A 21,952-nucleotide genomic window follows, 5' to 3' on the forward strand; every position below is an offset into this window, starting at 1 on the left:
CCGTTTCTTGATGTCTCCTATTCGACTTTAACTTCTCCCGCTTGTATTCCTTTCTGTCCTCGCGTTGCGACATAAGAAACAGTTTGCCCTTCCTTCAAGCTTTTAAATCCATCCGATTGGATGGCTTGGAAATGGACGAAAAGATCATCACCACCATTTGTTGGCGTGATGAAACCAAAGCCTTTTTCATCGTTAAACCATTTAACGGTACCGGTTTGTCTGTTTGACATGTTCGTGCTTCCTGACTTTATGGAATGGCTAAAACAGTACAAAACCAAGGTTGAGGGCTATCAAGCGTGTCCTCGGCCTAAGCCAATTTAAGATTTACAGCGTAATAACGACCGTTGTCCCCGCGCACAAGGTCATAAGTCACCTTCTGCCCCGCTTTGATATGTTTGATGATCGGATCGTCCGGACTGATGCAAAAGATGATCGGCGGGACATCTGATTCGAGCAGTTGATCGCGCGGACTGCACTGCTTTTTCATCTCCGTATCTCCCGTTGAATGACCGTAGTTGCACCTCGCTTTCTTCGTACCGTTTACACACCAAAAGCTTATTCGAGCGCCGACGTTCGGACACCTGTCAGATCTGACAGGTTTCTAGTTGATTTTGAGATATCGATTTGCTAGTTAAGCAACTGATGGCCTAAAAAGTCGCAGCCTCCGGCAGCTCCTGCACAGGATTTATGTAGAGCTGCTGAAGGCTGCGATTCTTTTGATCTTTGCATTAGAGGGCTGCTAAAGCGCCTTGATAGAGAACTGGTCCTGTCGGCTGCCCAGTCGGCGACCCACCTTTCGGCTCAAGCGTTACCGCCAACGTAATCGGCTTGCCGATCAACCCTTTCTGCGCCTCGCTCAACTCGACCTTGCCCTTGCCCCCGATCGGAACCACACCCAGCGAGATCGGCGTGCCACCGTCGGGAATCGCCCACAATTCGAGGCTGCGGTCCGCCTCCACCGCTGCAAGTGTCAGCGGTTCGACCTGCAGATAATCCGCATGCGCTTCGACCTTTAGCGCCGGTTTTGCATCCGTGCTTAACAGCGTGGCGCTGTAACGAGCGTCGTCTCGGTCGTACAGCGCGCCAATGAACACCAGCGCGACGATGGAACACGCCGCCACTGTGAGCCGCAGCCAATTCCACAACGGCCGTTTCTCGGGGACGTGCAGCACTTGCGGTTCGATGCGCGCGGTGATGCCGTGCCAGACGCGGTCGGGCACGGGGCGTTCCGGTAGTGCTTCGGTGAGAGAGGCGAGGGTTTCCTGCCAGTGCGCCAGTTCGCTGCGCAGTGCCGCGTCATCCACAAGCAACTGTTCAAAGCGCCGCCGCGCCGGCGCGGGCATCAAGCCGATTGCATAATCGGCAGCGAGGGCGCGGCGCAGGGCAGGGGTCTGGTAGTTCATGCTTCAAGGCACCGGCGCAGGCGTTCCAGGCCTCGGCGAATCCACGATTTGACGGTTCCCAGGGGCGTGGCCAGATGTTCGGCAAGTTCGCTACAGGACAATCCCTGAAAGTACGCCACCGTAATCGATTGGCGCTGCATGCCGTCGAGGGTTTCCAGGCAGCGGTTTAAGGCTTGGGCTTCACGGGCGCTGTTCAATTGCTCGTGCGCCGAGGGGCTTTCATCCGACAGCGCGTCTTGCTCAACCTCGCTCAGCGGCCGCTCGCGCTGCTTGCGCAATTGATCGATGGCTTGATTGCGGGTGATGTTGATCATCCAGGTCAGCGGCGCCGACAAGTGCGCCTCGTAGCGCGAGGCGTTGTGCCAGATGCGCACGAAGCTTTCCTGCAGCACCTCTTCGGCCAGATCGGCGCGGCCCATGAAGCGCAGCGCCACGCCGTGCAGGCGTGGGCCGACGCTGCGGTACAGCGTTTCAAAAGCACGCCGATCCCCTAGCGAACACTGGGCGAGGAGCTGGCGCAACTGATCGGTGTCGGCGATGGAAATGACCATTCTCCAGACAAGCGTGAGCGCACGACGGCGAGGCTCGAACTGTTCACAGGCTAGTTCAGCGACAGGGCTTGTGCCATTCATCATGTCGGCGTCCGGATTTCACGTTTTATATACGCAGACCAGATGAAAATGGATGCGCCGCGCCGGAACATGCGCCTGGATACCCGGTCAAACCGGCAGTTTTACTGCCCGTCGACCGGGTGGTTTTCACAGCTCGAGAGGATGTCTGAATGAAGAGTTCACGCGGTTTTGCCCTGGCATCGCTCCTGACCCTGGCCGCCGGCCCGGTGTTTGCCGGTTTCAGCCTGAATGACGTGGCCGGTGCGGTCTCGGGCATGCAGGGTGGCGACAAGGCCGCTGCGGCGGCGCCAACCTCGGAAACCGCCGGTTTGCTCAGTGCCCTGAGTGCTCTGGACGTGACGCCGGAGCAAGCAGTGGGCGGTACCAGTGCGATGCTCGGACTGGCGAAGAACCAGTTGAGCAGCACCGACTATTCGCAACTGGCCAAGGAAGTGCCGGGGATCGACAAGTTGTCCGGTGGCAGCGGCAATCTGGCGGCGTTGGGTGCGTTGCTCGGTTCGTCGGGCAAATCCGCCGGGCTGGAAAACGCCTTGGGCAACGTCAAGGACAGCAACGACCTGAACAATGCGTTCAGTGCGCTTGGCATGGACAGCGGCATGATCGGCCAGTTTGCCCCGGTGCTCCTGCAATACCTCGGTCAGCAGGGTGTCGGCGGTTCGCTGCTGAGCAGCCTGGGCAATATCTGGGGCACCGGCACCGGCAGCTGAGTCAACGGCGCTCGTTGCGCAATTCGGCGATGCGCTGATCTTTCTCGGTCCAGAGCTGGTTGACCCAGTTCTGGACGCGTTCGCGAAATACCGGGTCTTTCTCGTAATCGCCCTGCCACAGCGCGGGATCGAGTTCGCGGGTCCTGATGTCGATGATGACCCGCGGCACGTTGCCGCTGATCAGATCCCAAAACCCCGGAATCTTCTCCTGCGGGTACACCACCGTGACGTCGAGCATGGCATCAAGCTGTTCGCCCATCGCCGCCAATACAAACGCCACGCCACCGGCCTTGGGTTTGAGCAGGTGATTGAATGGTGAAGTCTGCTGTGTGCTTTTCGCCAAGGTGTAACGGGTGCCTTCCAGATAATTCACCACCGTTACTGGCTGGCGCTTGAACAGCTCGCAGGCGGCTTTGGTGATCTCCAGATCCTTGCCTGCCAATTCCGGGTTCTTCGCCAGAAAGGCTTTGGTGTAGCGCTTCATGAACGGGTAATCCAGCGCCCACCATGCCAGCCCCAGAAACGGCACCCAGATCAGCTCTTTCTTGAGGAAAAACTTGAAGAACGGCGTACGCCGGTTGAGGGTTTGGATCAGCGCGGGGATGTCGACCCACGATTGATGATTGCTGACCACCAGATACGAAGTGTCGCGACGCAAATCGTCGCCGCCACGAATGTCCCATTTCGTCGGAATGCACAGCTGGAAGATCAGCTTGTCGATCTCGGCCCAGGTCTCGGCAATCCACATCACCGCCCCGGACGCATAATCGCGCCAGCGCCCCGGTGCGACCAGTTTGAGCAAGGCAAACACCATCAACGGCCCGATCAGGATCAAGGTGTTGAGCAATAGCAGCAGGGTGACGAAACAGCCGGTGAGCAGGCGGCGCATAGGCAACTCTACAAAGTGTCAGGGGCGGGCCATGATAAGCAGCTTCGCGCGACAGGCCAAATCGGTGGTGACGAATGTTTCACTTTTTGGTCGGTATGCTTGGCTCAAGAGTCGTGTTGAAGCTGCCGGCCTCTTCGCGAGCAGGCTCGCTCCCACAGGGGAATGCATTTCAATGTGGGAGCGAGCCTGCTCGCGAAGCGGTCCGGGAAGCGAACGAATGACTCAACGGGTGTCTAAAATCCCAGCCTGCCGCCCTTCAATTTCCAAGGAAGCCCCTTACGTGAAATCCCTCCTTGCACTGTTTGCCCTCGTCGCCCTGCCGGTCATGGCCGCTGAGCCGACCCTGTACGGGCGCTACGAATACATCGCGCTGCCGGAAATCGGCGGTGAAGTGCTCAAGGCCAAGATGGACACCGGTGCGCTGACCGCCTCGCTGTCAGCCAAGGACATCGAAACCTTCACCCGCGATGGCGACGACTGGGTGCGTTTCCGCCTGGCCACCAAGGACGCCAGCAACAAGGTCTACGAACACAAGGTTGCGCGAATCAGCAAAATCAAGAGCCGTTCGGACGAAGAAGACGAGGGCGAAAGCACCGACGTCGCCAAGCGCCCGGTGGTCGATCTGGAACTGTGTCTGGGCAACGTCAAGCGCACCGTTGAGGTCAACCTGACCGACCGCAGCCACTTCAACTATCCGTTGCTGATCGGTGCCAAGGCCTTGCGTGAGTTTGGCGCAGCAGTGAATCCGGCGCGGCGCTTCACTGCCGACAAGCCGGACTGCTAAGTGGTCTCATTGACGTAACGTCAGGCTTGGGGCACCGTTCGCGCACTTAACCTACGGGCTCGGACGCCATGCCTCATATCCTGATTGTCGAAGACGAAGCGGCGATTGCCGATACGCTGATTTTCGCCCTGCAGGGCGAAGGCTTCAGCACCACATGGCTGAGCCTCGGCGCGGCGGCGCTGGAACATCAGCGGCAGACGCCGGCCGATCTGCTCATTCTCGACATCGGCCTGCCGGACATCAGCGGCTTCGAGACCTGCAAACAGCTGCGGCGTTTCAGCGAAGTGCCGGTGCTGTTTCTCAGCGCACGGGATGCCGAGATCGATCGCGTGGTCGGCCTGGAAATCGGCGCTGACGATTACGTGGTCAAGCCGTTCAGCCCGCGTGAAGTTGCCGCTCGGGTGAAGGCCATCCTCAAACGCATGGCGCCGCGCCCGGCGGTCGAAGGTGCTTCGGCACTGTTTCGTATCGATGCCGATCGGGTGCAGATCATCTATCGCGGCCAGACCTTGAGCCTGACCCGTCACGAATTCCGCCTGTTGCAGTGCTTGCTCGAACAACCCGAGCGGGTCTTCAGCCGCGAGCAACTGCTCGACGCGCTGGGCGTGGCCGCCGACGCCGGCTACGAGCGCAGCATCGACAGCCATATCAAAAGCGTGCGCGCCAAACTGCGCCTGGTGCGCGCCGACGCCGAGCCGATCCAGACCCATCGCGGCCTCGGCTACAGCTACAGCCCGGGGCACAGCTGATGTCGCTGGGGCTGCGGATTTTTTTGGTGTACGTGCTGTTCGTCGGCCTGACCGGGTATTTCGTGCTCAACACGGTAATGGAAGAAATCCGCCCCGGCGTGCGCCAGTCCACCGAAGAAACCCTGGTCGACACCGCCAACCTGATGGCGGAGATCCTGCGCGACGACTTCAAGGCCGGCACCCTCAGCGAGAACCGCTGGCCGCAATTGCTGCGCGCCTATGGCGAGCGCCAGCCGCAGGCGACGATCTGGGGCTTGCCGAAGAATCAGGTCAACCACCGGATCTACGTGACCGACGCCAAAGGCATCGTCGTGCTCGACTCCAGCGGCGTCGCGGTCGGCCAGGATTACTCGCGCTGGAATGACGTCTACCTGACCTTGCGCGGCGAATACGGTGCGCGCTCGAGCCGCAGCGACCCTGACGATCCGAACTCCTCGGTGATGCACGTCGGCGCGCCGATCCGCGACAACGGCAAGATCATCGGGGTGGTCACCGTGGCCAAACCGAACAGCTCGTTGCAGCCTTACGTCGATCGCACCGAGCGGCGCTTGCTGGTTTACGGCGCCGCGCTGATCGGCCTTGGCCTGTTGTTTGGCGCGTTGCTGTCGTGGTGGTTGAGCCGTGCGCTGCACCGGCTGACCGGTTATGCCCAGGCGGTGAGCGAGGGCCGGCGCGTGGAAGTGCCGCATTACCGCGGCGGCGAATTGCAACAGCTCGCCACTGCAGTGGAGCAGATGCGCACTCAGCTTGAGGGCAAAGCCTATGTCGAGCGCTATGTGCACACGCTGACACACGAACTGAAAAGTCCGTTGGCGGCGATTCGTGGCGCGTCGGAGTTGCTGCAAAGCGATATGCCTCCCCTCCAGCGGCTGCGCTTTGTCAGCAACATCGACAGCGAAAGCGCGCGGATGCAGCAGCTGATCGAACGCTTGCTCAATCTGGCGCAGGTCGAACAGCGTCAAGGCCTGGAAGAGCGTGTGGCAGTGCCGCTGGCGCTGTTGGTCGCAGAGTTACTGCGGGCGCAGGCCGCGCGGATCGAGGGCAAGCAACTGCGTGTCGAGCAAGCGATTGGCGAAGATCTGTTGCTGATTGGCGAGCCGTTTCTGCTGCGTCAGGCGTTGGGCAATCTGCTGGAAAATGCTCTGGATTTTACTCCGGCGCAGGGATTGTTGCGCTTGAGTGCCGAGCGGGTTGGCGAGCAGATCGAGGTGCGACTGTTCAACGAAACCGCGCCGATTCCCGATTACGCCTTGCCGCGCCTGACCGAGCGGTTTTACTCATTGCCGCGCCCGGACAGTGGGCGCAAGAGCACCGGGTTGGGGCTTAACTTCGTTGAAGAAGTGGTCAAGTTGCATGATGGATCACTGAGCATTCGCAATGTCGAAAGCGGTGTGGAAGTTTCATTGCGCCTGCCTTGAGACCGAGTCGCGGCCATCGCGAGCAGGCTCACTCCTACAGGTGATCGCATTTCAAATTGTAGGAGTGAGCCTGCTCGCGATAGGGCCGGCGCATTCTCCACACAATCTCCATAATTTCCCCATAAACCCCCCACACCATCTCAGCAGACTCTCCCCATCCAAACAGGGAGAGTCCCATGAACCGAAATCTGACCATCAAGCTCGGCGCCATCGCCTTGCTGATCCTGCTGTTGCTGATACCGCTGCTGATGATCGACGGCGTCATCGACGAGCGCCAACAGTTGCGCGACGGTGTGCTCGATGACATCGCCCGCAGCTCCAGCTATAGCCAGCAGCTGAGCGGGCCGGTGATGGTGGTGCCGTATCGCAAGGTCGTGCGCACCTGGAAGACCAACGAAAAAACCAATCAGCGCTACGAAGAAGTCGGCGAAGAACGTGGGCGCTTGTACTTTCTGCCGGAGCGTTTCGAACTCGACGGACAGGTGGAAACCGAGCTGCGCAAGCGCGGCATTTATGAGGCGCGGCTGTTCCACGCCGACAACCGCATCAACGGTCATTTCACTGTGCCGGCGCAATTGGGCATCAAAGAGAATTTCACCGATTACCAGTTCGACCTGCCATTCCTGGCGGTAGGCATCAGCGATATCCGCGGCATCGAAAATGCCCTGAAACTGGAAGTCGATGGCCAGCGCCTAGACTTTGTCCCGGGGTCGGAAGTGGGCTGGATCGGTGAAGGTGTGCACGTAACGCTGCCAGCGCTGGACACCGACAAAGTTACGCAACTGAGCTTTGCCTTCGACCTGCGCCTGCAAGGCACCGGCTCGTTGAAAGTATTGCCGGTGGGCAAGACCAGCAGCGTCAGCCTCAAGGCCAACTGGCCGCACCCAAGCTTCGTTGGCAACTTCCTGCCGGCCAAGCGTGAAATCAACGATGAGGGTTTTAGCGCGGATTGGCAGACCTCGTTTTTCTCCACCAACCTGCAAGAGGCGATGGACCGCTGCATCGTCGGCGACTGCGATGGGCTGAACGGCCGCAGCTTTGGCGTCAGCTTCATCGACCCGGTCGATCAGTACCTGAAAAGCGACCGAGCGATCAAATACGCCTTGCTGTTCATCGTCCTGACCTTCGCCGGTTTCTTCCTCTTCGAAGTACTCAAGAGCCTGGCGGTACACCCGGTGCAGTACGCGCTGGTCGGTGTGGCGCTGGCGTTCTTTTACCTGTTGCTGTTGTCGCTGTCCGAGCACATCGGTTTTGCCCTGGCCTATCTGCTGTCGGCCAGTGGTTGCGTGTTGCTGATCGGCTTTTACGTCTGCCATGTGCTGCGCAGCGTGCGTCACGGCTTGAGTTTTTCCGCCGGGCTGGCAGCGTTGTATGGCCTGCTTTATGGATTGCTGAGCGCTGAGGATTACGCGCTGCTGATGGGCTCTCTGTTGCTGTTCGGACTGCTCGGGGTGTTCATGGTGCTGACGCGCCGGCTGGACTGGTATGCGCTTGCGCAGAAACCGCCGAAGCCGCTGGAGTTTGATCTGGGGGTGGTGGAATGAGCGGGGTAGGGTTGCGCGAAGAGCAGCGCTGGAAGGACGGGTTGGTGACGCGGATTGTGGGATTTCTGCCAGTGGAATCGAGGTGGTGCCATCGCTGGCAAGCCAGCTCCCACAGGATATGTACCGACACACAGGTCAGCGATCTGTCCCGATCCAATGTGGGAGCTGGCTTGCCAGCGATGGGGCCGGAACAGGCGCTGCCGATTTAAGGCTTGGGCATTGTCGCGACCATGGACGGTCGCTGACTCACTTCAAAATACCAGTTGCCCAGTTGTGGATTGGCCGCGCGCCAGTCCATGTCCGGGAAGCGAAGATCCAGATAACCCAGCGCACAGGCGACACTGATGGCGGCCACGTCAAAGTGGCTGGTCAGCTCGGCAATCGCCTCGCTCTCCAGCACGGCGAGGGCGCGGCGGATCTTGTCGCGCTGCGCATCGAGCCACTGCTCCCAGTGTTTTTCCACCGGGCGCAGCACGGTTTCGTAACGCACCATCACCGAGGCGTCCATGATCCCGTCGGCCATCGAGGCCAGGGTCAGACGCCGCCAGCGCGCCGCGCCTTCACGCGGGATCAGCGGATTGCCGACGTGCTGCTGGTCGAGGTATTCAAGGATCACGCGGCTGTCATGGATGACATTGCCATCGGCCAGACGCAGGGCGGGGATCTTGCTCAACGGGTTGTCGGCGATCAGCGCCGGGTCCGGGCTGACCGGGCTGAGCACACAGTCTTGCAACGCCACGCGATCCTGCTGCCCGGTTTCGTGAAGCAACACCATCACTTTGCGCACGAACGGGGAGAGCGTGTTGTGGTACAGGGTCATGCTGGGGGCGGACATGGGCAAACCTCGGTGATCGTCGAAGAGCAGGAGGTTAGCCTAGCCACAACCTCTGTGGCTGGCGAGGGAAATGATGGTGTCTTGGCGATCGCCATCGCTGGCAAGCCAGCTCCCACAGTGTTTTGCAGTGAACACAAATTTCAGATTCAGCGTAAACCCCTGTGGCAGCTGGCTTGCCGGCGATGAGGCCATCACCGACAACACAAAAATCACCCGCGCTTCAGCAATCCCTTGAGCGCCAGAAATGCCGGCACGCCGAGGCCGACCCAGCTCAGCGCATCCCAGATGCCGTCCCCCAGCAACGCCGCAAACAACCCCGCCGCACTGAGCAGGGCGATCACGATCGGTGTGCTGAAGACCTTCCAGAAACTCGACTGACGCGGCTTCATGCCGAGGCCTCCGCGGTTTCCGCCACCCGGTTCGCCGCTTTGCGCCGCACCACCCACAGGTACACGCCGCTGGCCAATACGATGATGGTCAACACATCGAGCGTGGCCCACAAAATCTTCATCGGCATGCCGCCGTAGTCACCGAAATGCAAAGGCTGGGACATGCCCATGGCATCCATGTACCACGGGCGTTCGGCCACGGCGGTGACTTGCAGCGTCGTGGCATCGATCAGCACCGGGGTCAGCAGATGCGAAGTCAGGTGCGTGCCGCCCTTCATGAATACCGCGTAATGGTGCTCGCTGGAAAAACGCGTGCCGGGAAACGCGATGAAATCCGGCTTCATGCCCGGCGCGACTTCAGCGGCGATGTCGAGCAAACGCGTGGCCGGCGCCAATTGCGTCAGCGGCGGCGCGTCGCGGTACGGCGCAACCAGCGTGGTCAGCGCGTCGTTGCGCCACGCGGCGATCAGCAGGTCGGCGCAGGCGCTGATCACCCCGGTCACGCCCACCACCAGACACCACGTCAGCGTCACGACGCCGATCAGGTTATGCAGGTCGAGCCAGCGCAGCCGCGTGGATTTGTCCTGGCGCACAGTGCCGAACTTCAAGCGACGCATGAACGGCAGGTACAGCACCGTCCCGGACACGATCGCCACGACAAACAACAACCCCATGAACGCCAGCAGCAGTTTGCCCGGTAACCCGGCAAACATGTCGACGTGCAGGCGCAGGATGAACAGCATCAAGCCGCCGTTGGCCGAAGGGGTTTCCAGCGCTTCACCGGTGCGCGCATCGAGCATGAAGGTGTGCGACGAGTTCGGTTCGGTGCCGGCGGTTTTCGCCATGATCACGAATGCCGCGTTCGGGTCTTCGTCGTCATAGCCGAAGTACTGCATGACTTCGCCGGGTCGATGCTGCTGCGCGGCATCGACCAGTTGCTGCAGATTGAGCTGCGGCGTGTCGGCCGGCATCTCGCGCAACTCGGGAGCGTTGCCCAGCAGATGATCGATCTCGTGGCTGAAAATCAGCGGCAGACCGGTCAGCGCCAGCATCAGCAGAAACACCGTGCAGATCAGGCTGGTCCAGGTGTGAATGAACGACCAGCGGCGGATGGTTTTACTTTTCATTGCATGACCTTCAAAAACACCGAAGCCGTCCACCGGGGACGGCCTGGTAATTGGGCCCGTTTCAGCTCACGCGCTTACCACTTGTAGGTGGCACTGGCGACGACGCTGCGCTGGTCGCCGTAGTAGCAATAGAAGCTGTCGCAGGTGGAAATGTATTCCTTGTCGAACAGGTTGGTCGCGTTGACCGCCAGCGACGCGCCTTTGAGGCTGTTGTCGAGGCGACCGAGGTCGTAATGCACCGAAGCGTCGAACACGGTGTAGGCGTCGGCCTTGCCCAGCCAGGTGTTGGCCTTGTCGCCGTAGGTGTTGCCGGTGTAACGCACGCCGCCGCCAATGCCGAAGCCGTCGAGCACACCGCTGTGCCAGGTGTAATCGGTCCACAGCGAGGCTTGCTGGTTGGGCATCAGTTGCAGGCGATTGCCCTTGTCGACGCCATTTTGCACTTCCGATTTGGCCAGGGTGTAGGCGGCGATGACTTTGAGGTTATCGGTCACGTCGGACACGGCTTCGAGTTCCAGGCCTTTGACTTTGACTTCGCCGGTCTGGCTGGTGATCGAAACGTTGTTGACGAAGGTGTTCACCGAGACGTTCTTCTGGGTGAGGTCATACACGGCGGCGGTCAGCAGGGTCTTGCTGCCCGGCGGCTGGTACTTGATGCCCAATTCCCATTGCTTGCCTTCGGTGGGTTTCAGCGAGCCGGTGGACGTGGCGTCGGCACCGGTGGTTGGCTGGAACGACTCGGCGTACGACAGGTACGGCACGAAACCGTTGTCGAACACGTAGCTGAGGGCCGCGTTGCCGCTGAATTTCTTGTCGCGCTGGGTATTGGTGGTGTCGCCCTGGTTGATGAATTTCGTGCTGGTGTGCACCCAGTCTTCGCGACCGCCGAGGGTCAGGCGCCATTGATCGAGGGCCATCTGATCCTGCACGTACAGGCCGGTCTGGTAGGTCTTCTGGTCGTAGTCGTAAAACGCCGTGGAGCGCGCCGGGCGGACGATCGGCTGGCCGTAGATCGGGGTGATCACGTTGGTGGTCAGGCCGTCACCAAAAATCGAGGTGTAATTGGTATTGCTGCGCTGGTGATCCAGACCCAGCAGCAGGGTGTGGCGGATGTCACCGGTGGCGAAGTCGGCCTGGAAATTGTTGTCCACGGCGAACTGGCTGATGTCTTCTTCGACGCTGGTGCTGGTGCGGCCGACGTTGCCTTGCTCATCCACCGTGGTGAATGGATAGGAGCCGGGCGTCAGCGACTGGAACGACAGATCCGACTTGGTGTAGCGCAGGTTCTGCTTGAACTGCCAGACATCGTTCAAACGGTGTTCGAAGGCGTAGCCCAGCGCGTAGTAGGTGCGGTCGTAATATTCCCAGTCCGGATCGCCGAGGTTCTTGTGGTGAGAGATATCACCGAACGGCGAATTGATCTTTGTGCCCTGGATCGGCAGAAACTGGCTGGTGATACCGGTGTCGTCGCGGGTGAACTGGCTCAGCAGGGTAAATTTGGTGTCGTCGTCGATGTTCCAGGTCAGGCTCGGCGCGATGTTGTAGCGCTTGTTGTCGACGTGATCGACCTGCGTGCCGCTGTCGCGCACCACACCGCTGATGCCGTACAGAAACTGCCCGGCGTCATCGATCTTGCCGGTGCTGGCGAAGTTGATCTGGCGGTGATTGTCGCTGCCGTATTGCAGCTGGATTTCGTTGCTCGCTTCCGCACTCGGGCGGCGGCTGACCATGTCGAGCAGGCCGCCCGGCGGAGTCTGGCCGTAGACCGAGGAGGCCGGGCCACGCAGCAGCGCGAGGCGGTCGAGGTTCCAGGTTTCCTGTTTCGGGTTGGCGTACACGCCTTTGGGCAGCGGCAGGCCGTCGAGGAACTGGGTCGGTTCGAAACCGCGCACGCGCAGCCAGTCGGCGCGGGTGTCGCTGCCGTAACTGCTGGCGGTGATCCCCGGCATGTAGCGCACGGCATCGTCGAGGCTATGCACGCTGCGGTCGTCCATTTGCTGACGTGTCGCCACCGAGATCGAGCGCGGCGCTTCGACCAGTGCGGTGTCGGTCTTGGTGCCGGCCGCGGTGCGGGTAGCGGTGTAACCCTCGACCGGGCCCCAGGCAGTTTCCAGATTTTCCACGCCGATGACCGCGGTTTCCGGGAGGGCCAGCGTACCTTCAGGCACTGCGACCAGGGTGTAGGTACCGGCGCTGCTTTGCTCCAATTGCAGACCGGTGCCACGCAGGGCGGCGCGCAGGGCACCGGCGGCATCGTATTGGCCGTTGACCGGCGCCGAAGACTTGCCCGCCGCCAGTGCCGGATTCAGCGACAACGCCAGGCCGCCCTGACTGGCGATCTGGTTCAACGTGGTCGACAGCGGCGCTGCCGGCAGGTTGTAGGCGCGCACGCTGGACGCTTGCTCGGCGGCGAGCAACGGGCTGCTGATCAGCGGGGCGCTGAGCGCGATGGCGACAGCCAGCAGACTGGGGCGCAACAAGGTGTCTAGCGAACGGGACATACGGCGGCTCCTGAATGGAAATATTTCTCAATTGCCTGTGTGCCGGATGAAAAGCAAAAAGTGATAGGGCTGGGTGGAAATAATTTTTATTAACTGGAAGTGGAGGCTGTAAGGGCCTCATCGCTGGCAAGCCAGCTCCCACAGGTTTCAGTGCAGTTCAGAAAATTGATGCTCACCGCAGATCCCTGTGGGAGCTGGCTTGCCAGCGATAGCGGCCGCTTAGACACCGTATTACTCAGGCTTGGCATCGGCCTTCGCCACGGTGACCCAATACGGCGTATGCCGCTCGATCTGCACCGGCAGGGTCGGCAGCAGTGCGCTCAAGGCTTTATCGGTATCGTGCAGCGGGAAACTGCCGGTAATGCGCAAGTCCGCCACCTCCGGCGCCACACCGAGGTATCCGCGACGATAACGCCCCAGTTCGTGCAGCAGATCGCCGAGGCGCGCGTTATCCACCACCAGCATGCCGCGGGTCCAGGCATCGGCGCCGGGATTGAGCGCGGCGATTTGGCCGAGGCCATCGCGGCGCAGCAGCACTTGCTGGCCTTCACGCAGAATCTGTTCCTGCGGATTGGCTTGCCCATGGGCGGCCACTGCCGACTGCAACACGCTCAACCGCGTGCCGTCTTCTTCACGCTTGACCAGAAACCGCGTGCCCAGCGCTCGCATGCTGCCTTCGCGGGTTTCGACAATGAACGGCCGCGCATCGCCATGCCCTGTTTCAACGAGGATTTCGCCTTCCTGCAAGATGATCAACCGGCGCTGATCATCGAATCGCACATCCACCGCGCTGTGGGTATTGAGATTGAGCACGGTGCCGTCGGCCAGGCGCACGGTGCGCTGTTCGCCGGTTGCGGTGCGCTGATCGGCCAGCCAGTAATCGAGCGGCAGAAAGCGTTCACTGGCGAACAGCCCCAGACCGACAATCAACGCCACACTGGCCAGACCGCTGCCGAGTTTGCGCACGCGCCGGCGAATGCCCTCGCGCGATTGCAGCAAGGCACTGCGCGCCGGACCCTTGGCCACGCTGAAACGCTGATCGAGCATGCCCAACTGGCGCCAGGCGCGAGCGTGTTCTTCATTCGCCGCGTGCCATTTGGCGAACTCCTCGCGCTCCAGCGGGCTGCTCGAATCCAGGGTCAATTGCCAGGCAATCGCCGCATCCAGCACATGCGCCGGCACCGGTCGGGAACTGGCCGGGCTCATGTTGGCTCACCGTACAGGGCGATGTAGCACTGGCGAATACCCTGCGCCAGATACTGACGCACGCGCGGCACCGAAACGCCGAGGCGGGCGGCGATCTCGGCATGGCTGAGGCCATCGAGGCGGTTATACAGAAACGCGGCGCGGGCCTTGGTCGAGAGCTTGCCGAGCAAGCGGTCGATGGCCTTGAGGTCGTCGAGGATCATCTGCTGCTCTTCCACCGACGGTTGCTCGGCTTCGGGAATCAGCATCAGTTCGGTGAGGTAAGCCTGTTCCAGCGCCGCGCGGCGGAAGTAGTCGAACAGCAGGCCTTTGGCGATCGCCACCAGAAAGGCGCGCGGCTCACGCGGTGTCAGCAATTCATCGCGACCGAGCAGGCGCACAAAAGTGTCCTGGCTCAGGTCTTCAGCACGCTGCGGGCAAGCCACATTGCGCCGCAGCCATGCCAGCAGCCAACCACGATGGTCGCGATACAGCGCACCGACAAGCTGACTGTGAGGGCTTGGGACTGACGACACCGGACATCACCGATTGGGAAAGATTAACTAACGCGAATTGTTCGCGATTCTGGCAGAGGTGGGAATGGTTAGCAATTGGCCACTGGTCAGGTGAGCGTTTAATGGCAGCCCCCTCACCCTAGCCCTCCCGAAGCGTCGGACCGCCCGGAGGGAGAGGGGACTGATCGGGGGATATTGACGCAATACGACGACGTGAAAGATTTCTGCTGAATCCATAATCGACTCTGTTTCTCAGGTCGATGGAAAACCTCAGACAACTCGGTCGGCCCCCTCTCCCTCCGGGAGAGGGCTGGGCGGGCGGCGTTCCGATGAGGGGCTTTTGATTTAAAACGAAGGCACCTGCTGCCGCCGCTTCCACTGACTCAAGCGCTGCTGCAAATTCCGCGGACTGTGAATCTGCTGCGCCCGCGCGCGGCTGAACAGGATCAGCGCCAGTTCCGCCGTCGCCAACGCATCGGCACTGGCGTTATGCCGTTCGAATACCTCTAGTTTGAACCACTCGATCCACTCATCCAGCCCGGCCTCGCGGATCTGCGCCTCTAAGCAAACCAGTGGTGCGATATCCGCCACGTCGAGAAACACATGCTGGAGTTTGTGCCCCAGATGCTCCTTCAAGGCGCGCCCGAGCATGTGCTGATCGAACGGCGCATGAAACGCCAGCACCGGGCTGGTGCCGATAAATTCCATCAGTTCCAGCAACGCTTCGGCCGGATCGCTGCCAGCAGCAATCGCACTCGGCGCCAGTCCGTGGATCAACACGCTCGGGCTAATTTTCAGTTCGCGACATTGCAGTGTGCGTTCGAACTGCTGGGCGAAATCGATCGCGCCGTCTTCGATGACCACGGCCCCAATGGATAACACGCGGTCCTTGTTCAGATTGAGCCCGGTGGTTTCCAGATCCAGTACCACCCAGCGCTGTTCGCGTAGCGTGCACTCGCTGAGCTCGGTGATCACCGGCAACTGCGCCAGGCGTTGTTGCACTTGCGCCGACACCGGCGCGCTGGGCGGACGCAGCCACGAGAACAGGCTCATAGCTGATACCGCAAGGTCAGGCTGCTTTGCAGGCGCTGAGCCTGACGCAGGGATTCGCGCAGGATGCGCCGGTCGAGATGGTTGAGGCTGTCCGGGTCGACGCGGTTGGAGTACGGCAGATTCTCGCGCGTCTGTAGTTGATGCTGCTGCATGCGCGTTTGTTGAATGAAGTGATAGGCCTCTTCATAAGCCGCGCCATCGAGGGGTTCGATGACTTCTTTCGCGACCAGTTGGCGGAAGCGTTCGAGGGTGTTGTTGGTATCGATGCCGTGGGCCAGCGCCAGCAGGCGTGCACCATCGACAAATGGCGTCAGGCCCTGAATCTTCAGGTCCAGCGTGGCTTTTTCACCATTTTTGCGCGCCAGCACAAACTCGCGGAAGCGCCCGACCGGTGGCCGATTGCGCAGGGCGTTCTCGGCCATCATGCGCTGGAACAAACGGTTGTCGCCGACCTGCTCGAGAATCCCGCGGCGCAATTGCTCGCAGCTTTTTTCATCGCCCCAGACCACGCGCAGATCGAAATAAATGCTCGAGCCGAGCAGGTTTTCCGGCGTCGCCTCACGAATGAACGCCGCGAAACGCCGCGCCCATTCCGCCCGCGACAGACACAGCTCGGGATTGCCGGCCATGACGTTGCCTTTGCACAGGGTGAAGCCGCATTGCGCCAGGCTGTGGTTGATCTGTTGGGCGATCGGCAGCAGCTTGCCGCGAATCTCCGCGGCATGGACGGCGTCGTGGGCGTCGAACAGGATGCCATTGTCCTGATCGGTGTGCAGCGTCTGTTCGCGGCGGCCTTCGCTGCCGAAACACAACCAACTGAACGGCACGCCGGGGTCGCCTTTTTCGGCGAGCGTCAATTCGATCACTCGGTTAACGGTGTGGTCGTTGAGCAGGGTGATGATGTGGGTGATCTGCGTCGAGGACGCGCCGTGAGCGAGCATGCGCTCGACCAGTTGGCCGATCTCGCCGCGCAGGCTGACCAGCTGTTCGACGCGCTGGGCGCTGCGGATGGTCCTCGCCAGATGCACCAGATCGACCCGTTGCAGCGAGAACAGATCGCGTTCGGAGACCACGCCGCACAAGCGCTGATCCTTGACCAGACAAACGTGCGCGATGTGCCGTTCGGTCATGGCAATTGCCGCGTCGAATGCGCTGTGATCCGGCGACAGATAAAACGGCGCGCGGGTCATGTGGCGCTCGATGGCGTCACCGAAATCAGCAGCACCTTCGGCCACCACATGGCGCAGATCGCGCAGGGTGAAAATCCCCAGCGGCGCCTTGTGTTCATCCACCACGACGATGCTGCCGACCTGCTGCTCGTGCATCAGCTTCACCGCTTCGCGCAGTGGCGCGTCGGGCGCGCACGTCACCGGATGCCGCATCGCCAGTTCGCCCAGGCGAGTGTTCAGCGAATACTGGGTGCCGAGGGTTTCCACGGCTTTCTGCTGCACTTGCTGATTGACCTGATCGAGCAGGCTGCTGACACCGCGCAAGGCGAAATCGCGAAACGGGTTGGAGAGGGCGAACAATTTGATGAACGCCAGTTTGTTCAATTGCAGGCAGAAGGTGTCTTCGCCGGCGAGGTGCTCGGTGCGCGTGGCCCGTTCGCCCAACAGTGCCGCCAGCGGAAAACATTCGCCGGTGGTGATCTCGAAAGTGGTTTCGGTGCCGCCCTTGGCGGTGTGCGGGCGCTCGCCGACCACCCGGCCCTGTTTGACGATGTGGAAATGTTCGACCGGGCCGTCGGCGGGTTTGATGATGCTTTCGCCCTGGGCATAAAACCGCAGCTGACATTGTTCGACCAGATAGGCGAGGTGGGCGTGTTCCATCTGATTGAAGGGCGGGAAGCGCTGGAGGAATTGCAGGGTGCCCTGAATGTTCTGCAAAACCGCGGTTTTCCCTGCCTGGGTGAAGGCGTCCGCTTTACTCATAACCATTACCGCAGTCTTTTTCGAATTGTTGTGGTCGGATCGTTGCGGCCATGGTCGACCCCTGCGCTCGGGGTGCCCATTGGACGTAAGTCTAGGTTTTGCCATCATCGGCGCGGATTCGGAGATACCCTACGCAAACCGTCGGAATTTCCGCTGTTCAGCCCCTTGGAAAAAAATCCGACGAAGTGCACATTGAAGCGCTGCCGGGCGATGTCAGACGACTGTGCCAGGTGATTGATACGAATACTTAGAGAGCGCCATGTCCGACCACGATATCTTGAGCGATGCCGAGCGCGAAGCGCTTAGCGCAGTCATGCTTGAACCCGATCTGCCACCGCAGCGCGTCCTGATCGTCGATGACGACAAGGACGCGCGCGAGTTGCTCTCGGAGATTCTTGCGCTCGACGGCATCCGCTGCCTGACCGCGGCCAGTGGCGAAACCGCGCTGAAAATGCTCGAAGAAAAGCCTTCGATCGGACTGGTGATTACCGATTTGCGCATGGGTAATGTCGATGGCCTGGACCTGGTTCGCCAGGTGCGCGAGTCGGTGCGGGCGGCGATGCCGATCATCATCGTTTCCGGCGATGCCGACGTGAAGGATGCGATCGAAGCAATGCATTTGAGCGTGGTGGATTTTCTGCTCAAGCCGATTGATACGGAGAAGTTGCTGGGGTTGGTCAAGCATGAATTGGGGATAGATCCTTAAAAGCCCCTCACCCTGGCCCTCCCGAAACGTCGGACCGCCCAGAGGGAGAGGGGACTGACCGAGTAGGATGTTCGAGATACACCGACGTGAAAGTCCCGAGTCGAACTCAGGAATTGAAGCCTCCCCAATCTGCTCCCTTTCCCCTCTACCCCTTGGGGGAGAGGGCTGGGGTGAGGTGGATGGATCTCAAGCCCACCACAAGAATTCAATCAACCTCACAAACAAAAAGGCCCTGATCTCTCGATCAGGGCCTTTTACATTTCAACCATCAACGCAACTTACAGACCATTCGCAGCCTTGAACTCACGACGACGACGGTGCAGCACCGGCTCGGTATAACCGTTCGGTTGCCTGGTGCCCTCGATCACCAGTTCGACCGCCGCCTGGAAGGCGATGTTGCTGTCGAAGTCCGGTGCCAGCGGGCGATACAGCGGGTCGTTGGCGTTCTGCCGGTCAACCACGGGCGCCATGCGCTTGAGGCTTTCCATCACTTGCGCTTCAGTGACGATACCGTGGCGCAGCCAGTTGGCGATGTGCTGGCTGGAGATACGCAGCGTCGCACGGTCTTCCATCAGGCCGACGTCATTGATGTCCGGCACCTTGGAGCAGCCGACGCCCTGGTCGATCCAGCGCACCACGTAACCGAGAATGCCCTGGGCGTTGTTGTCCAGTTCGTTCTTGATCTGCTCTGGAGTCCAGTTCGGCTTGACCGCCAGCGGGATGGTCAGGATGTCGTCCACCGAGGCGCGGGCACGTTTGGCCAGTTCGGCCTGACGGGCGAACACGTCGACCTTGTGGTAGTGCAACGCGTGCAGCGCAGCGGCGGTCGGCGAGGGCACCCAAGCGGTGTTGGCACCGGCCAGCGGGTGGGCGATTTTCTGCTCGAGCATCGCCGCCATCAGGTCGGGCATGGCCCACATGCCTTTGCCGATCTGAGCACGACCTTGCAGGCCAGTGCTCAGACCGATATCCACGTTCCAGTTCTCGTAGGCGCCGATCCACTTCTCAGCCTTCATGTCGGCCTTGCGCACTACCGGGCCGGCTTCCATGGAGGTATGGATTTCGTCGCCGGTGCGGTCGAGGAAACCGGTGTTGATGAACACCACGCGTTCGCTGGCGGCCTTGATGCAGGCCTTGAGGTTGACCGTGGTGCGGCGCTCCTCGTCCATGATCCCGACTTTCAGCGTGTTGCGTTGCAGGCCCAGCACGTCTTCGATGCGGCCGAACAGCTCGTTGGTGAACGCCGCTTCTTCCGGGCCGTGCATCTTCGGTTTAACGATATACACCGAACCGGTGCGCGTATTGCGCCGCGACGTATTGCCGTTGAGGTTGTGCATTGCCGCCAGGCAAGTGACCAGACCGTCGAGAATGCCTTCCGGCACTTCATTGCCATGACTGTCGAGGATCGCATCGATGGTCATCAGGTGGCCGACGTTGCGCACGAACAACAGCGAACGGCCGTGCAGCGTCACTTCCCCGCCATTCGGCGCGGTGTAGGTGCGGTCCGGGTTCATGGTGCGGGTGAACGTCTGGCCGCCCTTGGACACCGATTCCGCCAGGTCGCCCTTCATCAGGCCGAGCCAGTTGCGGTAAATCACCACTTTGTCGTCGGCATCGACGGCGGCCACGGAGTCTTCGCAGTCCATGATGGTGGTCAGCGCCGCTTCCATCAGGATGTCCTTGACGCCGGCGGCATCGGTCTGGCCGACCGGAGTGCTGGCGTCGATCTGGATTTCGAAGTGCAGGCCGTTGTGTTTCAGCAGAATCGCGATCGGCGCATTGGCGTCGCCCTGGAAACCGATCAACTGAACGTCGTCGCGCAGGCCGCTGGTGCTGCCGCCCTTAAAGGTAACGACGAGTTTGCCGTCAGCGATCTTGTAGCCGGTCGAGTCGACGTGGGAGCCGGAAGCCAGAGGCGCGGCTTCGTCGAGGAATTCACGGGCGAAGGCGATGACTTTGTCGCCACGCACCTTGTTGTAGCCTTTGCCTTTTTCCGCGCCACCTTCTTCGCTGATCGCGTCGGTGCCGTAGAGGGCGTCGTACAGCGAACCCCAGCGGGCGTTCGAGGCATTGAGCGCGAAGCGCGCGTTCATTACCGGCACCACCAGTTGCGGGCCGGCGGTACGGGCGATTTCATCATCGACGTTTTGCGTCGTGGCCTGGAAATCAGCCGCTTCTGGCAGCAGATAACCGATCTCTTGCAGGAAAGCTTTGTAGGCCACGGCGTCGTGCGCCTGGCCTGCGTGCTGCTGATGCCAGGCATCGATGCGTGCCTGGAAGTCATCGCGTTTGGCGAGTAGGGCTTTGTTCTTCGGCGCCAGGTCGTGAATGACCTTGTCGGCACCTTCCCAGAATTGTTCGGCGGTGAGGCCGGTACCGGGAATGGCTTCGTTGTTCACGAAGTCGAACAGGACTTTGGCGACCTGCAGGCCACCGACTTGAACGTGTTCAGTCATTGCTTGCCTCACTCTGCTCAGCTATTTCGCTTTTCAGCTCTTCAATTTAAACAATGAAGCCTCTGGCCATTTAAACCACAAACCTGCCGACCAGTACATGCCATTGCTGGCGGCTGGGCTAGGACCAATCAACGGCTTGAGGGCCTTGCTGACGGGGCTTTCAGGGTTGCGAACAGGCCTGGGCGGACATCGATCCGGCGTTATGTAGTGCGCGCTGCGGCATACTACATGATGAGTTGCGCTTGTGAAAATCAGACTAATTACGTCGTTCTGCGACCTCATGACGCATTGCGGTCACGTCGCGGAACGGGATGTTCTCAAAAAAGCATTGGATTGTTCCAGTTAAATATCGAAAGTTGTACACGATTCCTTTTTTCAGATCTCGCGCCGGTGCGGCGGCTCGCTAAAGCGCCAGTCCATCCAACGCAAGACAAGCCCTTGCCTATACTTGCCCTTCAATCACAAAAGTCATGCACAGAGGGCTGCGCCATGGACCATCTCGTACTCACCGTTTTCGCCCCGGACAAGCCCGCGCAGGTCGAGCGCATCGCCCAATGCATCGCCGAACACGGCGGCAACTGGCTGGAAAGCCGCATGTCACGGATGGCCGGGCAGTTCGCCGGGATCCTGCGGGTTGGCGTGCCAGCAGAGGCTTACGATGAATTAGTCGATGCCTTACAAGCACTGACGGCGCACGGTATCCGTGTACTGGTCGCCGAAAGCGGCATCGAGCAATCCTGCACCTGGAAGCCGATCGCCATGGAGCTGGTCGGCAATGACCGCCCCGGCATCGTCCGCGACATCACCCGGCTGTTGAGCGAGCAGGGGGTCAATCTCGAGAGGCTCGTCACCGAAGTGCGCCCGGCGCCGATGAGCAGCGAGCCGCTGTTTCACGCCGAAGCGATTCTCGCCGTGCCGCTGACGTTGTCGCTGGACGTATTGCAGGCGCGCCTGGAAACCCTGGCCGATGATTTGATGGTCGAGTTGGTGTTACGCACGGAAGTTTGAGCCGCGCAGGTTATCCAGTTTAAACGTGCACCTGCCTGTGGATAACCTGTAGAGACCGAGCGCTACGCCACGTCCGCCGAGGCTTTGCGGCGATTGATCAAAAAACCGCCAGTATTCAGA

General features: G+C 60.6%; 21 protein-coding genes. 7 read left to right on the forward strand and 14 right to left on the reverse strand.

The window, feature by feature from the left end; translation table 11 throughout:
• Window positions 1-17 precede the first annotated feature (17 nt).
• The 4 genes from BLU24_RS03625 to BLU24_RS03640 all read right to left on the reverse strand — a co-directional run bounded on the left by BLU24_RS03625 (window position 18) and on the right by BLU24_RS03640 (window position 2,035).
• A complete protein-coding gene (locus BLU24_RS03625) occupies window positions 18-230 on the reverse strand; it encodes a cold-shock protein (protein ID WP_093097612.1) in 213 nt (70 codons plus the stop codon).
• Window positions 231-307: 77 nt separating this feature from the next.
• On the reverse strand, window positions 308-487 hold the full coding sequence (locus BLU24_RS03630; RefSeq protein WP_093097614.1) for a hypothetical protein: 180 nt from the start codon (window positions 485-487) through the stop codon (window positions 308-310).
• A 241-nt stretch (window positions 488-728) separates the two neighbouring features.
• The gene (locus tag BLU24_RS03635) at window positions 729-1,403 is read right to left on the reverse strand and encodes an anti-sigma factor (protein WP_093097617.1); all 675 of its coding nucleotides are present in this window, start codon (window positions 1,401-1,403) and stop codon (window positions 729-731) included.
• Window positions 1,400-2,035: a sigma-70 family RNA polymerase sigma factor gene (locus tag BLU24_RS03640; RefSeq protein WP_093106415.1), complete on the reverse strand. Its 636-nt coding sequence runs from the start codon at window positions 2,033-2,035 to the stop codon at window positions 1,400-1,402. The genes BLU24_RS03635 and BLU24_RS03640 overlap by 4 nt, the downstream gene beginning before the upstream one ends.
• Window positions 2,036-2,184: 149 nt before the next feature.
• Between BLU24_RS03640 and BLU24_RS03645 the strand changes: the two genes are divergently transcribed.
• Window positions 2,185-2,742, forward strand: a complete 558-nt coding sequence (locus BLU24_RS03645; RefSeq protein WP_093097619.1) for a DUF2780 domain-containing protein — start codon at window positions 2,185-2,187, stop codon at window positions 2,740-2,742.
• Window position 2,743: 1 nt separating this feature from the next.
• Here BLU24_RS03645 and BLU24_RS03650 read toward each other — a convergent pair whose 3' ends face one another.
• The gene (locus tag BLU24_RS03650; RefSeq protein WP_093097622.1) at window positions 2,744-3,631 is read right to left on the reverse strand and encodes an acyltransferase; all 888 of its coding nucleotides are present in this window, start codon (window positions 3,629-3,631) and stop codon (window positions 2,744-2,746) included.
• A 280-nt stretch (window positions 3,632-3,911) separates the two neighbouring features.
• Here BLU24_RS03650 and rloA2 point away from each other — a divergent pair, with 280 nt between their 5' ends.
• The 4 genes from rloA2 to creD all read left to right on the forward strand — a co-directional run bounded on the left by rloA2 (window position 3,912) and on the right by creD (window position 8,126).
• Window positions 3,912-4,415, forward strand: a complete 504-nt coding sequence (rloA2, locus tag BLU24_RS03655) for a retropepsin-like aspartic peptidase RloA2 (protein WP_090286958.1) — start codon at window positions 3,912-3,914, stop codon at window positions 4,413-4,415.
• 68 nt (window positions 4,416-4,483) lie between these two features.
• Window positions 4,484-5,164, forward strand: a complete 681-nt coding sequence (gene creB / locus BLU24_RS03660; RefSeq protein WP_093097625.1) for a two-component system response regulator CreB — start codon at window positions 4,484-4,486, stop codon at window positions 5,162-5,164.
• A complete protein-coding gene (gene creC / locus BLU24_RS03665) occupies window positions 5,164-6,582 on the forward strand; it encodes a two-component system sensor histidine kinase CreC (protein WP_090286954.1) in 1,419 nt (472 codons plus the stop codon). The genes creB and creC overlap by 1 nt, the downstream gene beginning before the upstream one ends.
• Window positions 6,583-6,758: 176 nt before the next feature.
• Complete coding sequence (gene creD / locus BLU24_RS03670) at window positions 6,759-8,126, forward strand: cell envelope integrity protein CreD (protein WP_093097628.1); 1,368 nt, start codon at window positions 6,759-6,761, stop codon at window positions 8,124-8,126.
• 205 nt (window positions 8,127-8,331) lie between these two features.
• Here creD and BLU24_RS03680 read toward each other — a convergent pair whose 3' ends face one another.
• The 8 genes from BLU24_RS03680 to BLU24_RS03715 form a co-directional block, all read right to left on the reverse strand.
• Window positions 8,332-8,961, reverse strand: coding sequence for a glutathione S-transferase (locus BLU24_RS03680; protein ID WP_093097633.1), 630 nt, complete (start codon window positions 8,959-8,961; stop codon window positions 8,332-8,334).
• A 209-nt stretch (window positions 8,962-9,170) separates the two neighbouring features.
• Window positions 9,171-9,350 carry a hypothetical protein gene (locus BLU24_RS03685; protein ID WP_093097635.1) on the reverse strand — a complete coding sequence of 60 codons (180 nt, stop codon included), beginning with the start codon at window positions 9,348-9,350 and terminating at the stop codon, window positions 9,171-9,173.
• Window positions 9,347-10,477 carry a PepSY-associated TM helix domain-containing protein gene (locus BLU24_RS03690; protein ID WP_093106419.1) on the reverse strand — a complete coding sequence of 377 codons (1,131 nt, stop codon included), beginning with the start codon at window positions 10,475-10,477 and terminating at the stop codon, window positions 9,347-9,349. Before BLU24_RS03690 ends, BLU24_RS03685 begins: the two co-directional genes overlap by 4 nt.
• Window positions 10,478-10,551: 74 nt before the next feature.
• Window positions 10,552-12,978 (reverse strand): TonB-dependent siderophore receptor, encoded by a 2,427-nt coding sequence (locus BLU24_RS03695; protein WP_093097637.1) that lies wholly within the window; start codon window positions 12,976-12,978, stop codon window positions 10,552-10,554.
• Between the two features lie 231 nt (window positions 12,979-13,209).
• Window positions 13,210-14,184, reverse strand: a complete 975-nt coding sequence (locus BLU24_RS03700; protein WP_093097639.1) for a FecR domain-containing protein — start codon at window positions 14,182-14,184, stop codon at window positions 13,210-13,212.
• Window positions 14,181-14,699 carry an RNA polymerase sigma factor gene (locus tag BLU24_RS03705; protein ID WP_090286942.1) on the reverse strand — a complete coding sequence of 173 codons (519 nt, stop codon included), beginning with the start codon at window positions 14,697-14,699 and terminating at the stop codon, window positions 14,181-14,183. The genes BLU24_RS03700 and BLU24_RS03705 overlap by 4 nt, the downstream gene beginning before the upstream one ends.
• 324 nt (window positions 14,700-15,023) lie before the next feature.
• Window positions 15,024-15,731: a 3'-5' exonuclease gene (locus BLU24_RS03710; protein WP_093097642.1), complete on the reverse strand. Its 708-nt coding sequence runs from the start codon at window positions 15,729-15,731 to the stop codon at window positions 15,024-15,026.
• Window positions 15,728-17,668 carry a putative nucleotidyltransferase substrate binding domain-containing protein gene (locus BLU24_RS03715; protein WP_093097644.1) on the reverse strand — a complete coding sequence of 647 codons (1,941 nt, stop codon included), beginning with the start codon at window positions 17,666-17,668 and terminating at the stop codon, window positions 15,728-15,730. The genes BLU24_RS03710 and BLU24_RS03715 overlap by 4 nt, the downstream gene beginning before the upstream one ends.
• 253 nt (window positions 17,669-17,921) lie before the next feature.
• Here BLU24_RS03715 and BLU24_RS03720 point away from each other — a divergent pair, with 253 nt between their 5' ends.
• Complete coding sequence (locus tag BLU24_RS03720; protein WP_093097647.1) at window positions 17,922-18,368, forward strand: response regulator; 447 nt, start codon at window positions 17,922-17,924, stop codon at window positions 18,366-18,368.
• Between the two features lie 278 nt (window positions 18,369-18,646).
• Here the strand turns inward: BLU24_RS03720 and BLU24_RS03725 are convergent, their stop codons facing one another.
• Entirely contained in the window at window positions 18,647-20,824 is a 2,178-nt protein-coding gene (locus tag BLU24_RS03725) for a malate synthase G (protein ID WP_093097649.1), read from the reverse strand.
• A gap of 489 nt (window positions 20,825-21,313) precedes the next feature.
• On the opposite strand from BLU24_RS03725, the gene BLU24_RS03730 reads away from it, so the two are divergent.
• Complete coding sequence (locus BLU24_RS03730; RefSeq protein ID WP_093097652.1) at window positions 21,314-21,832, forward strand: glycine cleavage system protein R; 519 nt, start codon at window positions 21,314-21,316, stop codon at window positions 21,830-21,832.
• The last annotated feature ends 120 nt before the right edge of the window (window positions 21,833-21,952 follow it).

The organism is Pseudomonas sp. Z003-0.4C(8344-21) (assembly GCF_900104975.1).
Lineage (GTDB): Bacteria > Pseudomonadota > Gammaproteobacteria > Pseudomonadales > Pseudomonadaceae > Aquipseudomonas > Aquipseudomonas granadensis.

What these genes read in the sequence shown, in the direction of transcription:
- BLU24_RS03625 (WP_093097612.1), bottom strand. Translation starts at nt 230, where the DNA reads ATGTCAAACAGACAAACCGGTACCGTTAAATGGTTTAACGATGAAAAA.
- BLU24_RS03630 (WP_093097614.1), bottom strand. Translation starts at nt 487, where the DNA reads ATGAAAAAGCAGTGCAGTCCGCGCGATCAACTGCTCGAATCAGATGTC.
- BLU24_RS03635 (WP_093097617.1), bottom strand. Translation starts at nt 1,403, where the DNA reads ATGAACTACCAGACCCCTGCCCTGCGCCGCGCCCTCGCTGCCGATTAT.
- BLU24_RS03640 (WP_093106415.1), bottom strand. Translation starts at nt 2,035, where the DNA reads ATGAATGGCACAAGCCCTGTCGCTGAACTAGCCTGTGAACAGTTCGAG.
- BLU24_RS03645 (WP_093097619.1), top strand. Translation starts at nt 2,185, where the DNA reads ATGAAGAGTTCACGCGGTTTTGCCCTGGCATCGCTCCTGACCCTGGCC.
- BLU24_RS03650 (WP_093097622.1), bottom strand. Translation starts at nt 3,631, where the DNA reads ATGCGCCGCCTGCTCACCGGCTGTTTCGTCACCCTGCTGCTATTGCTC.
- creB (WP_093097625.1), top strand. Translation starts at nt 4,484, where the DNA reads ATGCCTCATATCCTGATTGTCGAAGACGAAGCGGCGATTGCCGATACG.
- creC (WP_090286954.1), top strand. Translation starts at nt 5,164, where the DNA reads ATGTCGCTGGGGCTGCGGATTTTTTTGGTGTACGTGCTGTTCGTCGGC.
- creD (WP_093097628.1), top strand. Translation starts at nt 6,759, where the DNA reads ATGAACCGAAATCTGACCATCAAGCTCGGCGCCATCGCCTTGCTGATC.
- BLU24_RS03680 (WP_093097633.1), bottom strand. Translation starts at nt 8,961, where the DNA reads ATGTCCGCCCCCAGCATGACCCTGTACCACAACACGCTCTCCCCGTTC.
- BLU24_RS03685 (WP_093097635.1), bottom strand. Translation starts at nt 9,350, where the DNA reads ATGAAGCCGCGTCAGTCGAGTTTCTGGAAGGTCTTCAGCACACCGATC.
- BLU24_RS03690 (WP_093106419.1), bottom strand. Translation starts at nt 10,477, where the DNA reads ATGAAAAGTAAAACCATCCGCCGCTGGTCGTTCATTCACACCTGGACC.
- BLU24_RS03695 (WP_093097637.1), bottom strand. Translation starts at nt 12,978, where the DNA reads ATGTCCCGTTCGCTAGACACCTTGTTGCGCCCCAGTCTGCTGGCTGTC.
- BLU24_RS03700 (WP_093097639.1), bottom strand. Translation starts at nt 14,184, where the DNA reads ATGAGCCCGGCCAGTTCCCGACCGGTGCCGGCGCATGTGCTGGATGCG.
- BLU24_RS03710 (WP_093097642.1), bottom strand. Translation starts at nt 15,731, where the DNA reads ATGAGCCTGTTCTCGTGGCTGCGTCCGCCCAGCGCGCCGGTGTCGGCG.
- BLU24_RS03715 (WP_093097644.1), bottom strand. Translation starts at nt 17,668, where the DNA reads ATGGTTATGAGTAAAGCGGACGCCTTCACCCAGGCAGGGAAAACCGCG.
- BLU24_RS03720 (WP_093097647.1), top strand. Translation starts at nt 17,922, where the DNA reads ATGTCCGACCACGATATCTTGAGCGATGCCGAGCGCGAAGCGCTTAGC.
- BLU24_RS03725 (WP_093097649.1), bottom strand. Translation starts at nt 20,824, where the DNA reads ATGACTGAACACGTTCAAGTCGGTGGCCTGCAGGTCGCCAAAGTCCTG.
- BLU24_RS03730 (WP_093097652.1), top strand. Translation starts at nt 21,314, where the DNA reads ATGGACCATCTCGTACTCACCGTTTTCGCCCCGGACAAGCCCGCGCAG.